Origin of the sequence: Bacteroides sp. MSK.20.12 (assembly GCF_019052435.1) — a bacterium.
GTDB classification, from domain to species: Bacteria; Bacteroidota; Bacteroidia; order Bacteroidales; family Bacteroidaceae; genus Bacteroides; species Bacteroides xylanisolvens.
Genome location: NZ_JAHQVH010000072.1, coordinates 1 through 15,718, shown reverse-complemented (window position 1 = coordinate 15,718; position 15,718 = coordinate 1). Strand labels below are relative to the sequence as shown.

Sequence of the window (15,718 nt, the reverse complement as noted above, 5' to 3'; positions counted from 1 at the left end):
GTTCCATCACTCCGAATGTTTTGCCGACACGGTTACGAAACTGGTCATTTGAAAACCCAAGATCTTCGGGAATCCCCATTCGAAAGCCCTGGCTACCTATTCCTTGATTATGTCCGGTCACCAGGTAGCGGGTGTAGGTCAGGAAGTCCGTATGATCGATCCGTACCGGGTCAACCGGATTGAAAACAGGAATCAGGTTGGTAGTGATCCATTGGTCTCTGCTGATATGCCGCCGGAGTATGCCTGCCTGCATATTAACAAAGCCCGCCAATTCGTCCGCCATGAAACGATTCATATCAAGCATGGCGTGAGGGTTCGGTTTTTCAGGAACCTCCTGCTGATTGGGAAGACAAACCTGTTCGAAATTCTGATAAGTTTCACTCCAGAAAGAGGTTCCCCATGTATCATTCAATTTATCAATTATGCCGTATTTTTTTTGCAACCAGATACGAAACTTCGCCTGCGCATTTTCGCTGTAATCCACTACTCCGTAGTGTCCCGGCTCATTATCGATTTGCCAACCAATAACGGTAGGATTATTACCATAATGTTTTGCTAAACGAGAGACGATATTTTCCACATAGCGACGATAACAGTCACTGCTCCAAGAAGCATGTTGTCGACGACCATGCTGAATTTGTACACCATTATCCCGCCGAATCAAAATATCGGGATGTTTTTTCGACAACCAAACTGGAGGCGTAGAGGTAGGTGTACACATGATTACTTTCAGACCATATTTCTCCGCTAAAGACACAGCACGATCCAACCACTCAAAATTATACCTTCCTTCTTCCGGTTCCATCATAGACCAAGAGAATTCGGCAAAATGGGTGAACTTAATTCCCATATCTGACATTTTTTTCAAATCACGTTCCCATTGAGAAGAATCCCATTGCTCTGGATAATAATAAGAGCCTAAAGAAAACAGTTCTTCCTTAGGGAAGGATTTTTCGACAAGAGACTGAGAAAATACTGTTGCAGAAAATAATATGCTTAAAATAAAAGTTATTGTTTTCATTGGTAATTTATTTAGATATAAGGAGAGTGTCATTCTACGACACCTCTCCTCACACTCCATCTAATATATAGAGAGAAAACTATTCAACAACTATCACTGATTCCCACTTTAATTTAGGAGCATCGCCAGCAAGGTCCCAAATATCTGTGCTCCAACCTAACTCAAGTTTACCTACCGTTTCCTTCAAAGTAGTTGCAGCACGACCTCCATTATATCGATAATCATTGATATATGTATTTATTTTATCTTCAGTAAATTCCGCACTAACGTCTACACTGTTACCATTGACCACAAGAGGAATATCATAATTAGAGAAACAACGCTGTAACGTTAAATTAGAACCATTAATCCATCCTGTAACAAGTCCTGAGCCTAAATCAGATAATGATGTCACAGAATAATTCCAAGCAATACAACCTTCAACTGTACTATTACTGCATCCATCAGTTCGACCTACAATCCCGCCCGCATTGGTATTGGCTATAACTTTTGCTGTCGAATAACAATTGGAAATTGTGGTATTTGGTGACAGTTCTCCAGTAATACCTCCTGCCGCTTTTCCATTTTCAGAACTGATTGTACCGGAAGAGTAGCAATTAGAAATACGACAATTAGCTATTCTAGCCGTAATTCCGCCGGCATAAGCATCCGCACCACCAATAGCAGTTACAGTTCCACCTTTATAAAAGCAGCCTGAAATACTTCCGCCGCCACCATTGTTACAATCTCCGACAATACCTCCTGCAGCTGTCCCACTTACATTGGCAGAAGAAGAACTGTTTAATATACTACCCTGCCTCAACACTCCACAAATACCTCCAATTGCAAAAGCCGGATTTCCCCAATCCCAATTCAAATTCACTTCACCGTCAACAGAACCACTAACATGAGTATTCACAATTTCCGTTTTAGGATTAAAATATCCCCAATGCCCCACAGCTCCCGCCACAATCCCTACAGGTCTTCCTGTACCTGAAACAACAGCATTTTCAAAAGTGACATCTTTACATGAACCTATTAACACACCAAAGAAACTAGCATAGGGGGTACCTTCACAAGACCAATTACTTATCTTATGATTATTGCCATTAAAATGAATTATACGATATTCTCCCCAATCCAAATTTCCACCTGCATCAACTAAAGGCATCCAGCTTGCTCCAGCCAAATCAATATCATTCCGAAGTTCAAAATAAATTTCCTCTCCGGCAGCAATCGCATCGACTTTTACTTTCATCGCCAACAGATCATCTATAGAACTCAAAAGATGAGGATTAGTTGCAGTTCCTTCTTTTGCAGGAATTTCTACCCTGAATATAATCTTACTTTTAGTAGATTCTATTTTCGCTTCTTCCGTAAATGAACGCAAATATAATCCAAGCACATATACCTGTGGAACATCTGTGCGTGGAGGTTCTGTGAATGAGACAGTAACCGATTTCTTCGTTTCACCTGTTGTAAAAACAATCGGATTATCATCAATCGTCCATTGTTCGTCCGAGAAGTATTTATAGGTATGTTCATCATTCAATTCTTCATTAACTTCTTCTTCCGTCAATTTCGCAAATAACGCAACTGTTTCTTCCGCATCCACACTTCTTTCAATATCAAACTGAAACGAGGGACTTATCCTAATATCGATGATATCCTGTAATCCCGACGCGACTAAAGATATAACGATATTATCCGGTTGCCCAGGACCTTCAGGTTTTTCAATCTCGTCATTGCCTAAAAAGATATCTTCATCCTTAGAACATGAATAAAAAGCTATTACACAAACAAATAGCCATAAGATATAAAATTGATAGTGTTTCATAATAATAATTTTTGGATTTTTTTTTAATAAATACGTGCTGCAAAACCACCTCCAGGAGCCATTTTAATAGTCAAAGATGTCGCATTGGAAACATTCTTTACTTCTTTTACATAATGCTTTGCATTCAAGGCTGCATCATCCGCATCTCTCATTAACTCCATTGTATATTCACCTGCTGTCAAAAAAGACAAAGGAACTGTTACGGTACGTGCATCTTTGTTGTTTACTCCGCCAACAAACCACTCACCATTATGTCCTTTACGGGCAATAATAATATACTGTCCTATTTTTGCATCCAAAGGAACTGATTCTTCCCACACAGTCGGAATCTTAGAAATAAAGTCTATTGACTCCTGATTATTATTGTAATTTGTAGGTCCGTCACATAATGTTCCTAATGGACTAAATATCGAAATAAATAAAGCTAACTGCTGACACCGCGTACCTTCGCATGAGCGTCTGGACCACTGGCTACCAATAGGAATATTTTTCATAGCACCCGGCGTGTAATCTGACGGCCCTGCCAATTGACGAATAAAAGGAAAAGTCACAACATAATCAACCATGTCCCTCAACCCTACAAATCCAGTGGACGCAAACTCCATTCCTTTCACCGCCTCATAACTTACAATATTAGGATATGTACGTTCTACTCCTGACGGCTTCGGACAACCATGATAAATCATCAATAAATTATATTTGGCGGATACCTCTGCGGCTTTATAAAAACGTTCCATAATGCGTTGGTTGTCATATTCCCAAAAATCTATTTTAAAACCTTTAATACCCATTCTGGAATATTGTTGACAGATTGCTTCCATATCTCCATCACTAAAGTTAGCAGCACCACCCCATAAAATAAGCCCGACTCCTTTTTGCTTTCCATATTCAATTAGTTCCTCCAATCTTATTTCCGGACGCGCCTCAGCCAAAGAACTTCCGTTTAAAGCCCACCCTGAATCAATGATATAGTACGGTAAGCCTTTAGAAGCTGCAAAATCTATAAAATGTTTATAAGTATCATAAGTTTTTGCACCTTCTCCTCTTCCATCCCACCAACTCCAATAATCCCATGTTGCCAAACCCGGTTTAATCCATGAAGTATTTGTTATTTTAGAAGGAGCAGCCAATCTATATACCATATCATTAGACAACAGATCCATATCACGTTCTGCCACACACAACACTCGCCAAGGAAAAGTACGAGCACCGTTACAATCTGCAATATACTCCGCATAACCTCCTACCTGATAATGACTGCCATAATTCGCAGAAGGCTCCATACTTGTAGGATAAGCTGCAAAAGTAGCATTCAGCACATCATCCGAATTAGAGTTACGACTCAAAAACAATCCCGGATAATTGACCGCATCCGATTCTGCAATACAAAGCTTCTTACCATTACCACACACTGCCAACATTGGAGTCATTATAAGTTTGTCTTTTATCACACCATTAACCGTAGTCAAAGTATACATTTCTTCAAAGCTGGAATTGAACTTATCATTCGAAGAGAAACTACTTTGAGGAGCATAAGCTACATAAATCTGGTTATTCTCAGCAAAGGTAAAATCAGCCTGCTCACCATAAATCTTATAATTATCCGTACGTTTAGATATAAAACGGTAAGCCATACCTTCATCATACACTCGAAATTCCACATCAAAATCATCTCCAAAATCAAGATACAGTCTATTATATTTATCGGTAACTGTCTTTTTTAAATAGAACGATGTAGAAAATGATTCATTAATCGTCTCTTCTTTGGCACCCTTCAATTCTCTTCCACCACCCCAGATAATTCCATGTCCCAATTGCAATGCTATAGTGGACTTGGCAAGCATGGGAGTTCCCCCATAGTTCAAATCAAAGGTCAGTTTTTTTCCTGTACTAACATTTACTTCCAGCAAACCATTAGGAGACTTTATTGCAAAATCTTTTCCAACAACAGAACCTCCTTTTGATAAATTATCCTCATCAGAATCTTTACATGCAGTAACCAGTACTAATAAAAAGACTATCCCTTTCACCAAAAAGCTTTTCATATCCATATCATTTTTTTTGAATAATCCCAGCAAATCCTCCGCCCTGTGCCATTTTAACGACAAGTTTTCGGTTCGATGGTATATTTATTATTTCTTTAATGTAATTCTCAGGATTCACATCAGCATCTTTTGCATCACAAACCCACTCCATCTGATAATCTCCAGCAGGAAGAAAAGAAAAATCTAAAGTTATAATGCGGGATTGTTTATTATTCACCCCTCCTATAAACCACTTATTCCCTTTTTGCCGGGCCATCACAATATATTGTCCGATCATTCCATGCATAGGTATTGTCTCATCCCAAGTTGTCGGTATTCGAGAAATAAAATCCACAGATTCTTTATTGGCATAATAATTGGTAGGACTGTCACACAACGAACCAATAGGGCTAAAGGTGGTAATAAACAAAGCAATCTGTTGACAACGGGTACCCTCACTAGCTTTAGGAGCCCAACCAAGTTTCCCAATCGGCAGATTTTTCATGGCTCCCGGAGTATAGTCAGATGCTCCGGCTATCTGACGAATAAAGGGAAAAATTACATTATAATCAATCATATCATAGGCTCCTACTATTCCAGTTGAAACATACTCCAGCCCTTTTATCGCTTCATAACTCATGATATTTGGAAAAGTCCGATTTAAACCGACAGGTTTCGGGCATCCATGGTAAATTAACAATAGCTTGTACTTAGCGGTAATTTCCGCCGCTTTAAACAATAGGTCCATCATACGCTGATTATCGTATTCCCAAAAATCTATTTTAAATCCCTTAATACCCATATGTGCATAATAACGGCATATCTCTTCCATGTTATCAGCAGCAAAGTTGGCAGAACCACCCCATAAGATAAGTCCAACTCCTCTCTCTTCTCCATATTTCACCAATTCATTCAAGCATAACTCCGGTCGTGGTTTAGTCATAGAAGCACCATTACCTTCATATATAGCCCAACCAGAATCCATGACATAATAGGACAGTTTTTGAGATGCTGCAAAATCGATAAACCTCTTGTACATATCAATCGTTTTACCGCTTTCACCCTGACCTTCCCAGTTATTCCAATAATCCCAGGTAGCCAATCCTGGCTTAATCCAGGCTGTGTCCGCAATGCGGGATGGGCTAGCCAACCGATAAACCATGTCATTACTCAGTAACTCAATATCATTATCAGCAATACACAGAATTCTCCATGGAAATGTACGCACTCCATCGCATTTGGCAATGTAATCCGCATAGTTTTCCATTTTATAAAAAGAATCATTCCAACTTCGTGGTGCCATTTTTTCCGGATAACTAGCATATGTTCCACTTAATACATTGGAATAATCTTCCGTTCTTGTTAAAAACATCCCTGGATAACTGATTACATCAGACTCTGCTATACATAGCTTTTTCCCTTCATTTCCAACAATCAGTGTCGGCGTCATTATCAACTGATTCTCCGCAATTCCATTTAAACTTGTCTCTGTATACATTTCTTCAAAGCTGGAATTGAATCTATCATTCCCATCTGCCCCTCCACGAGGGGCGTAAGCAAGATGAGAACGATAATCTCTATCAAATCTAAAATCAGCTTGTTCATTTATGATCTTATAAGTTCCTTCATACTTGGAAATAAAGCGGTAAGCCATCCCTTCATCATACGCACGAAATTCCAGTTCAAATTCTTTACCACAATTCAAGATTAAACCATTATAGCGGTCAACAACTTCCTTACGTTGATAGAAAGGGCTCTCTATTATATTATTGTTGCTGACTTTTTTCACTTTAGCTATTTTGGCCTCCTTCCCCCAAATTTGTCCATTATCCAATTGCATACTTATAGGTGAGGGCAACAACATCAACAAACCATCATGCTTTACAGAATAAGTAATTTGCTTATCTGTTGAAATTGTAACAAGTAATCTACCATCAGGAGATTTCACTTGATAATTATGGGCAGCCAACAAAACTGCACCATATATTATCAAGCTAAACAAAACAAATATTTTTTTTGTCATTTCTTCTACTTTTATTTGCCCCATAAACGGAATTCCGCCAAATTTAACGAACCATCTCTTCCACTTCCCGGATATCTGATCTCTCCCATTCTCATACTTCTCGGACAGGCAAACCTTAAATAAGAGAAAGAAGCAGACGCCGTGAAAACACTAGATCTATAATCCGTACTTGCAGTTGTTGGCAAAGCGTCAGTTTCACTATTCAGTGTAGCAATCAATGTCCAATTGCTCAAATTATCATCACCAATATTACTGCCATACAAGTAAATAGTTACCGGATCTTCGTGGTAGTCTCCACTACGTGTGGTATAGCCTATTGAGAAATCAGAAATAGGAGCGGGTAATTTGACATCAAAATAATAACCAATCTCAGAGGATACATATTTAGAATACCAAGCGTGCCAGAAAGTGTCCCTATTATTATCAACTAAACATTCCAATCTTCCCTCATGGTTCTGTTCTGAATGAGGACTAGAGAGTTGTTCCGGATTTAATGTTATTTTAGCATTATTTCCAAAGGGATTGGTAACAATTAAATAATAGGGATTTTCCAACACAAATCCTTCTTCTGTACAACTGACAAATTTTATCGGTACAAAATAGTTTGTTCCTGATATCAATCCATCGGATGTGATATTTAGAACCAAATCTTTCATAGATTTGCTGTCTCCTTGCTCAAACTCAAAAGTTTTTATACTAAAAGCTACATTTTGAATAGGCATCAACACACATTTAAAAGCCGGATTATTCTGATTATATTCATCTAGCAAAACCGTGGCATCAGAAGCATAATCAACCTCACACGAAAAATTCCATTGATTGTTAGAAACATTTACGATTTCCGCACCCACATTTACTGATAAAGATGAACTATTGCCAAAATTTACTTTTTTACTTGTATTCGAAAATTTAACAGTCGGAGTATTGACAGCTACAATCTTTAAAAACAAGATGTTCTTATCTGAATTGACAGAATCAGATGCACTGACTAGCTTCAATGGCAACACCCATAAATTAGAGGGGTTTCCTTCTTCCAGCAGTTCTTTGATAATAGAAGGTGTCAATGATACATTACAATACTTATGTAACTCTTCAGACGTAAATAATAACTCTGAATTCTCCAAGGAATATGTTTTCTTAGGAAGTACTTTATAATTTACGGCTTCGGGAATGCTATATTTCTCATCCAATTCTTTTTGTGACATCACTTCAATATGAGCATTCGCCTCCAAAGTAGGATTGCTTCCCGCCTTACAAACAATAAATGAATAATTATATGTAGGAGTTGAACTCAATTGTGATAATTCAAGCTCAACAGAACCACTATCTTTGATATATAAGATTTTATGATACTCTTCTGGAAACAAATCCTGATAATCAGATTCATTATTATCACAAGAAAACAGCGCCATCAGACATCCGCCCAATAACAAAAAAAGATATTTTTTCTTCATAATCGTATAATTTACAGTTTGTTGAAATGAAATTAATATCCCGGTGCCTGAATCATTTGCGGGTTACTATATACCTCATCTGCATAAACAGGAAGAATATACATACGATTATCCCACATAAATGGCTGATTTATCTTGGTCCGTACATTAAACTCATCAAAAGAAGGATCATATTTCGCCAAAACATTCAATCCTTCTCTTGCACCAGCTTTCAATCTCTCTGGAGCAATCATCCAACGGCGTACATCATAATAACGATGTCCCTCCCCCCATAATTCTACAAATCGTTCATTACGAATCCAGTCCATTAAAGGCATTACATCCAAATCACTTTCTTTCAACTCAAGCACCCCCGCCCTACGACGTATCGTATTTATATCAGCCAGCGCTTCCTTTGTCATGTCCAGTGCCGCATAACATTCCGCACGATTCAAATATAATTCGGCTAAACGAAATAATGGTATCGGATAATTTACATTATTGCCTTCACCACTACTCTCTGAAGTAAAATTCAAGTCAGGTTCAACAAACTTTTTACTTAAAAAGCCAGTGGGTGAATAGTTTCGGTTCACTTGTGGGCTGCGTCCTTGTTTACTAGAGCTCTTCATGTTGAGTTGTAAAGATTTTCCATTTACTAACTGTTGCGTGTATTCTCCTCCATCAAAGGCCATCCATGCATAAAAACGTGGTTCACGACCTACACATAGATTAATAATATCAGATCTTCCGCTTACTCCTGCAGATTTTAACCAATCACTTTTATCCACAAACTTTTCATCATTTTCCGGCAATTTCCCATTTTTAGTACAAAAATGTTCGATCGTATATAAAGTCGGTGCCATTTGACTATATCCAGATACCCATGAACCATTTCGTTCAATAATATTCAAGGGTAAAGGTGACCAAAATCCTATCGCAACATATGGTACAATCCCCCATAAATATTCAAAATTGCCTTCATCAGGAGTTGATTGTAATACGAGACTCATTAATTTGACATGCGCCACAAAATCCTCATCTGAATTCTCTGGTATATATGGATCTTTAAGGTTCGCCACTCTTGAGGGCATATTATCTACAAGCAATAATTTATTACCACCATTATCTTCAGCCCATTTTAAAGCATAATCACAAGCTTCCAAAGCCCTTCTCCATTTTTCCGGTTCATACGAGTTACTCACCAACTCCTTCCCATATCCAGGAGTTTCATAGTTTTTGTTTTTCCAGTCTTTATATGGAAAACTGCCATTCCATAAATCAGAAGCAGCATAAAGCAGCAAGCGAGCTTTCAAAGCATAGCAAATGGAAGAAGTCGCTCTTCCCCATTCTGATGTCGTACGGTAAGCAGGAAGATCCGTTGCCGCTTCATCGCACTTTTTACAAATAAAATCTACAACATAATCAAAATGCGAACGTCCTGGAATCTCAGAAACCGGAGTAGCCATTGACATAAAATGGTCAATTATAGGAATAGGACCATAGTCCACCAATAGACGGAAATGATAATAGGCTATCAGAAAATTCACCTCTGCCCTATATTGTGTTTTCATTGCCTCGTCTACTCCCAGGGGGTTAGATTTCTCCAATTGTTGTAAAAACAAGTGACATTGTCCAATAGCATTATATGCGTTATGCCAATACCCATAATCTATTACAGATGAACTCAATTGATTATAACTGAGCTTCTGTAAGCCACTATTCAATTCAATAGAATTAGTTGTTTCATCTACAGAAGGATTGTCCATAGTAATTGTATTCTCAACGCCGTTATAACAAGAATATAAAAAGTTACGTACAGCATTTGCATCTTTCATAGTATCATCCAAATTCGCCTGTTCAGGTGGAATTACTTCCAGATAATTACAAGCAGACAACAAGCTCATTGATAAAAAGACTTGTAGGAAATATTTTAAAATAGCTATTCTCTTCATATTATTTGTTTTACAATATTAGAATTTCAATTGAACTCCCACATTAAAAGTACGGGACAAAGGATAGGAATCATAGCCCAACTCCGGATCCCATAACTTAAACGGACTCCATACGGCCAAATTATCGCCACTTAAGTAGATACGACAGTGAGGAAAAGTATATCCCAATTCCAGTGTCTTGAAACGAATAAAATTTCCATTACGCATCCAATATGAACTAGCTTTCATATTATTTTCAATCTGACTGTTTTGGATTCCCAGTCTCGGATAAGCCGCATTCGGATTTGGGTTTCTTTCAGACCAATAATCTTTAGCGATGAAAGACATTAAGTTGCGTTCACCATATGACATATCCGAAAAGAATGGAGAAATACCATTTATCATTATAGTACGTTGGGCAGAACCATTAAAAAACACTCCGAAATCAAACTTTTTATAAGTAATGTTCACTCCCAAACCATATTGGATCCGAGGAATATTTCCATAATCAGACAATACCACCATATCGTCTTCAGTTATGAGTCCATCACCATTCACATCACGATATTTTATATCACCCGGCATAACCGTACTGCCCAAACTCTGTGTCGGGCTTACATTAATTTCCTCCTGGCTGGCGAATAAACCTTCTGCAATATATCCCTTCGTCGTACTTAACGGTCTTCCAGTATCCGACTTCCATACATAAGGATAGTTTGGCTCATCTTTATATATATATTTGTTTTTATTATAAGTAAGATTACCACGCATATCAATTATAAATTCCTTAAAAAGTTCCTTACGCCAATTGATACTAAATTCACACCCCATATTATCAACCGCACCTATATTACTCCAAGGAACAGCATTCTGATACCCCATAATTACCGGCCATGAAGCACGTCTCATTAGGATATTATACCTTTTATCATAAAAATAATCAAAGGTCAGATTCACTTGATTGAACAGTTCCAGATCTACACCAATATCCAGTTTCTTCACTCGTTCCCATCCTGCATTCGTCACTGCGTACGAGTTGATCACAGGCCCTTTATAATCTCCTCCAATATTACCGAGATAACCAGTATGGTATCCCCCGCTACCTGTCAAATTGACTTCATCCAAATACAAAAAGTGCGCAGCAGCAGGATTTGCCTGGAGGCCAGTTTCATCACTACCTACTAATCCATACGAACCGCGAATCTTAAAATAGTTGACATATTTTTCAATTGGTTTCCAAAAATCCTCACCACTGGCAACCCATCCTAATGACATAGCCGGAAAAAACTCAAAACGATCATTCTTCCCCAAACGCTCCGTGCCATTATAGCCAAAATTCACCTCCACCAAATATTTGTGTTTATAATCATAGGTAAAACGACCGGAAAAGCCTTGATTACGATTGGGTATAGTTCCATTACGATATTCACGCTGCATATACATCAACATCCCCGACACTGAATGCTTCTGTCCAAAAGTACGTGAATAATCAATTCTAGCATCCAGATAAAACGTATTGTCATTTGCTTTTTGAATTTCGCCTTCCTGAATATATTCCTGTCCACTATTACCTATACGCTCCAACTGCAGATTATCTTCTGTTGAACTCATCTTTGCTAAATAGTAAAACGGCTCCATTGTACGCGTGTAGTCGGAAGCTGCATAACTTTTAAAATTTATCAATGCTTTAACAGAGAGTCCCTCGGTTACAAATCCCAAATCCTGCTCGATATTCAAGGTTGTATTTAAGGTACTATAATTTTCTTCCTTGAACGACTCCATCATCTTCGCATATGGGTTAAGATACGTCCTTTCTCCCTGTGTAAGCCAAGCATTGCCGAAACGAATATGCGTATCACCTTCCTGACTTGGATAAGTAGCCGGAAATGTTATGGGATTGGCATAATAAGCATATTTAAATAAGTCTGAAACGGAATATCCAGGCCCTTTGTGTTGCCCAATCTGAGCATTCATCCTTAGCCCTACTTTAGTGGTAGAAGTCAGTTTGTAAGCAATATTATTCTGAAATATATAATCCCATCGATTGATATTATTATCAAAAGAATAAGTTTTGGGTATGTCCAACATACCTGTATCGTGATTAGCTTGCAAACTCAAATAATATGTTACACGCGATCCACCGCCGGAAACATTGACATTCGCCCTTTGATTCATTGTCATATCTTTAAACATCACATCACGCCAATTTACATCCGGTGCCAAATAAGGAGAAGTATGTGAACGTGTTAAATCAATTACATCTTTGGAGTATTTTGGGCTAGCACCAGGAGTACGCGTCAATAAAGCCTCATTATAAATCTCCATCCAAGTAGCTCCATCGACATAATCCACCATCTTTGTTGGTTGCATAAATGAATTTTCAAATGAAACATTAATTGTAGCCTTGGAGTTTTCCGCACCGTTCTTAGTAGTGACAAGCATGACACCATTAGCTCCGCGTGCTCCATAAATAGCAGTGGCTGAAGCATCTTTCAATATCGAAAAACTTTCAATAGATTCCGAAGGTATACGGTTTAAATCACCGGAAGATATTTCCACCCCATCCATCAAGATAAGAGGAGTAGCACGTCCTCCGAAAGTACTGACACCACGAATATAAAATTCAGAAGCAGCCCCCGGTTCTCCGGTTTTAGTGACGGCAACCACCCCTGCGAGTTTTCCTGCAAAGTTATTCGTTAAAGTTGATGAAGGACTACGTAGTCCTTCCCCCTTCACTGAAGTTATGGAACCCGTTACAGATATTTTCTTTTGTGTTCCGGCTCCAACAACGACCACTTCACTTAACATTTCATTATCGGATGCCATCTTCACATTCAAAACACCTAAATCACCTACCATTAATGTTTGTTTCTTATAGCCTATATAAGAAAACTCTAATTCTGTATTATTTGAAACTTCTATCGAAAACTTACCTTCCAAATCTGTTATTGTGCCTACGCCCGGTGTTCCTTTAACAGAGATACTGACCCCTACCAAAAGATCGTCAGTTGAAGCATCCATAACTGTACCTATCAATTTACGTTTCTGTTGTTTTTTACTCTGTGGATACTGTTGGCCTTCATTCTTCTTTAAAGAGATTTGACGATCTTTTATCTCATACCGGACATCCATCCCTTTAAATAATTGATCCAAAACGAACGTAATAGGTTTATCTTTCACAGATAAACTTACATTTCGTTTTATGTCAATCGTATTATTATAGTAAAAGAATATAAATTGGCTATTCTTCTCTATATAGTTTAGCACCTCTTTTACGGGCTTATTCCACATTTCAAATGTAAAAGTTTTCTCCTGATTATATGTTTCTATATTTGCTGAGTAAGATTGCAAAAAAAGAAAGCAAAAACTAAAAAGAAATAATATGCGAGATATTTTCGTCCTCGCAGAAAAGTCTGTATTGTTATTTTTCATATATTAGCAACGAATTAAAAAATTAAACAATCTTGAACATTGTTTCGATTTTATTATAGCTGAATGATTGTGCACTATCATTCAGCTATTTTTTACGGGTCTTTATTTCTCATAAAAAACAGGTGTAATAATAAGGTTAATAATTAAGTTTATTTATCATACGCTCCTTTCTCACATATATTTTATCATCAAATTTTTCATAATAAATGGGAGCGGAAAATGATATAGTATGTAAGACGTCTTCCAATTTTTCTTTTAAGTCCAATTTACCAGAAACCAACATTTCTTTAACTTCCAGTTCCAGAATAAATTCTCTGCCATAATACAAATTTAGCTTTTTAAATACCCTGTCCAATGGTTCGTCCGTATACATCAGCATATTTTTCACCCAACATACATAGGGTTCTATATCTACATTTTTAGGAGTATTCAGTTGCCCAGTGTGGATATTGACTAATTGTCCCGGAGCAAGCTTCACTTGTTCTTTCTCATAATTCTTAACATTCACACTTCCTTTAACTAATACCACAGATGACATTCCTTCCGACGGATATGCCGACACATTAAACACTGTACCCAATACTTGTACCTGAAAATCTTTGGTCTTAACTATAAAAGGAGCACTCTCATTACGAAAGACGTCGAGATAGACTTCTCCTTCAACATAAATCTCACGGCGATTCTTCTCAAAATGACTGGGATAAACGACACGTGTCCCTGAATTTGCCCACAAATGTGTCCCGTCAGCCAAAGTCAATCGGGTTCTCTTTCCTTTTGGTATTATCAATTGATTGAATTCTCTTTCTTTCTCCAGTGTTTTCCTCTGATCAATCGTATCAGAATTGACCACCACAGTTCCATTATGTGAATAAATGATATTTACATCTGTATCTTTTACTACTACATCTGTCTTACCTGGTATCAGTAATAGAATATCCTTGTTGGTAGCTTCTTCGACTTGTGCATATTTTGCAAAGTCTGCAATCGAATCATCATCTGCATAAAAAGGAATAAATTGTTTGCCTAACCAGAATATGCAGAAGAAGATTACTGCAGCCGATAAAGCCGTGGTGACATACAGGATATGGCGTCGTGAGTTCTTTCTTTTCTCTATGAATACTTGTTCTTCTACATGTCTCCACAAGTCGTCCAGTTCTTCAGGAGTGACATGTCTCTCCTGCTCTCTGGCGTGCTCGATCAATTTTCGTGCAACATGGTGGTGTACTTTAAACTTTCTTTTCTCCATTTTTCATCGTCTTTATCTTTAAAACGACAATAATGTAAATGTCTACTCACTTTTTCCGAAAAAAAATAGAGAATTTATAAAAAAAGAGCAATATAGTCAGGAAAAGAATAAAATAATAAATAGTAAATACTCATCTAAAGTCATTTTTGACCGTAAACTGGTTAATGCACGAGAAACCAAATTCATGGAAGACTGGGGATTTATGTTCAAGACAGCTGCCATTTCTTTATAGGACAATCCTTTGACATAACGAAGATAGATTGCCACCCGCTGGTTCTCAGGCAGACTTTTGTAAGCGTCTATCAATTTTTTGCTTAATTGAAGTTCTTCATCATTACCTTTAAAAAGGGATTCTAAAGCAGTATCTTCTATTTTCAGTTCAAAGAAATGTTCATTCAAATCTTCCGTCAGTCTCAATGATGACAATTTATCAGATATAACATTTTTCAAAGAAGTTAAAAGATAAGAACGTACATACTCCGTCGATGACAATCGCTTACTAGTACAAAGTTTCACAAAAAGATCCTGAATGCAATCCTTTACAAATTCCTCGTCTGAAGTATATTTAAGGCCAAAGTTAAGTAATAATTCGTAATGTTTCTTATACAAGAAAGACAAAGCTTTCATATCACCTTTCAATACAAGATTCCATAAAGCCGCATCTTTCACATTTTGATATGAGGTATATTGCATCTGAAAAATAAGAGATATAGTATTAGCAAATTAATTATTCACTGCAAAGGTATATAAAAAAACAGATTTTTTACGCCCGGTAAATAAGAAAGTCAAGAC

General features: G+C 37.5%; 9 protein-coding genes. All 9 read right to left on the bottom strand.

Annotated elements, in window-relative coordinates; translation table 11 throughout:
- Nucleotides 1-1,021 (bottom strand): beta-galactosidase (locus KTR06_RS23605; protein WP_217290861.1); only part of this gene is annotated, 1,021 nt, incomplete at its 3' end.
- Between the two features lie 79 nt (nucleotides 1,022-1,100).
- Nucleotides 1,101-2,837 carry a hypothetical protein gene (locus tag KTR06_RS23600; RefSeq protein ID WP_087323721.1) on the bottom strand — a complete coding sequence of 579 codons (1,737 nt, stop codon included), beginning with the start codon at nucleotides 2,835-2,837 and terminating at the stop codon, nucleotides 1,101-1,103.
- A 23-nt stretch (nucleotides 2,838-2,860) separates the two neighbouring features.
- A complete protein-coding gene (locus KTR06_RS23595; RefSeq protein WP_162613605.1) occupies nucleotides 2,861-4,882 on the bottom strand; it encodes a glycoside hydrolase family 97 protein in 2,022 nt (673 codons plus the stop codon).
- A gap of 7 nt (nucleotides 4,883-4,889) precedes the next feature.
- Nucleotides 4,890-6,884, bottom strand: a complete 1,995-nt coding sequence (locus tag KTR06_RS23590) for a glycoside hydrolase family 97 protein (protein ID WP_217290860.1) — start codon at nucleotides 6,882-6,884, stop codon at nucleotides 4,890-4,892.
- Nucleotides 6,885-6,895: 11 nt separating this feature from the next.
- Nucleotides 6,896-8,338, bottom strand: a complete 1,443-nt coding sequence (locus KTR06_RS23585) for a BT_3987 domain-containing protein (RefSeq protein WP_087323728.1) — start codon at nucleotides 8,336-8,338, stop codon at nucleotides 6,896-6,898.
- A 32-nt stretch (nucleotides 8,339-8,370) separates the two neighbouring features.
- Nucleotides 8,371-10,269, bottom strand: a complete 1,899-nt coding sequence (locus KTR06_RS23580) for a RagB/SusD family nutrient uptake outer membrane protein (RefSeq protein WP_087323729.1) — start codon at nucleotides 10,267-10,269, stop codon at nucleotides 8,371-8,373.
- An 18-nt stretch (nucleotides 10,270-10,287) separates the two neighbouring features.
- Entirely contained in the window at nucleotides 10,288-13,680 is a 3,393-nt protein-coding gene (locus KTR06_RS23575; protein ID WP_087323732.1) for a TonB-dependent receptor, read from the bottom strand.
- A gap of 136 nt (nucleotides 13,681-13,816) precedes the next feature.
- Nucleotides 13,817-14,926, bottom strand: coding sequence for a FecR family protein (locus KTR06_RS23570; protein WP_087323734.1), 1,110 nt, complete (start codon nucleotides 14,924-14,926; stop codon nucleotides 13,817-13,819).
- A 96-nt stretch (nucleotides 14,927-15,022) separates the two neighbouring features.
- Entirely contained in the window at nucleotides 15,023-15,595 is a 573-nt protein-coding gene (locus tag KTR06_RS23565) for an RNA polymerase sigma factor (protein ID WP_241149828.1), read from the bottom strand.
- Between the last annotated feature and the right edge of the window lie 123 nt (nucleotides 15,596-15,718).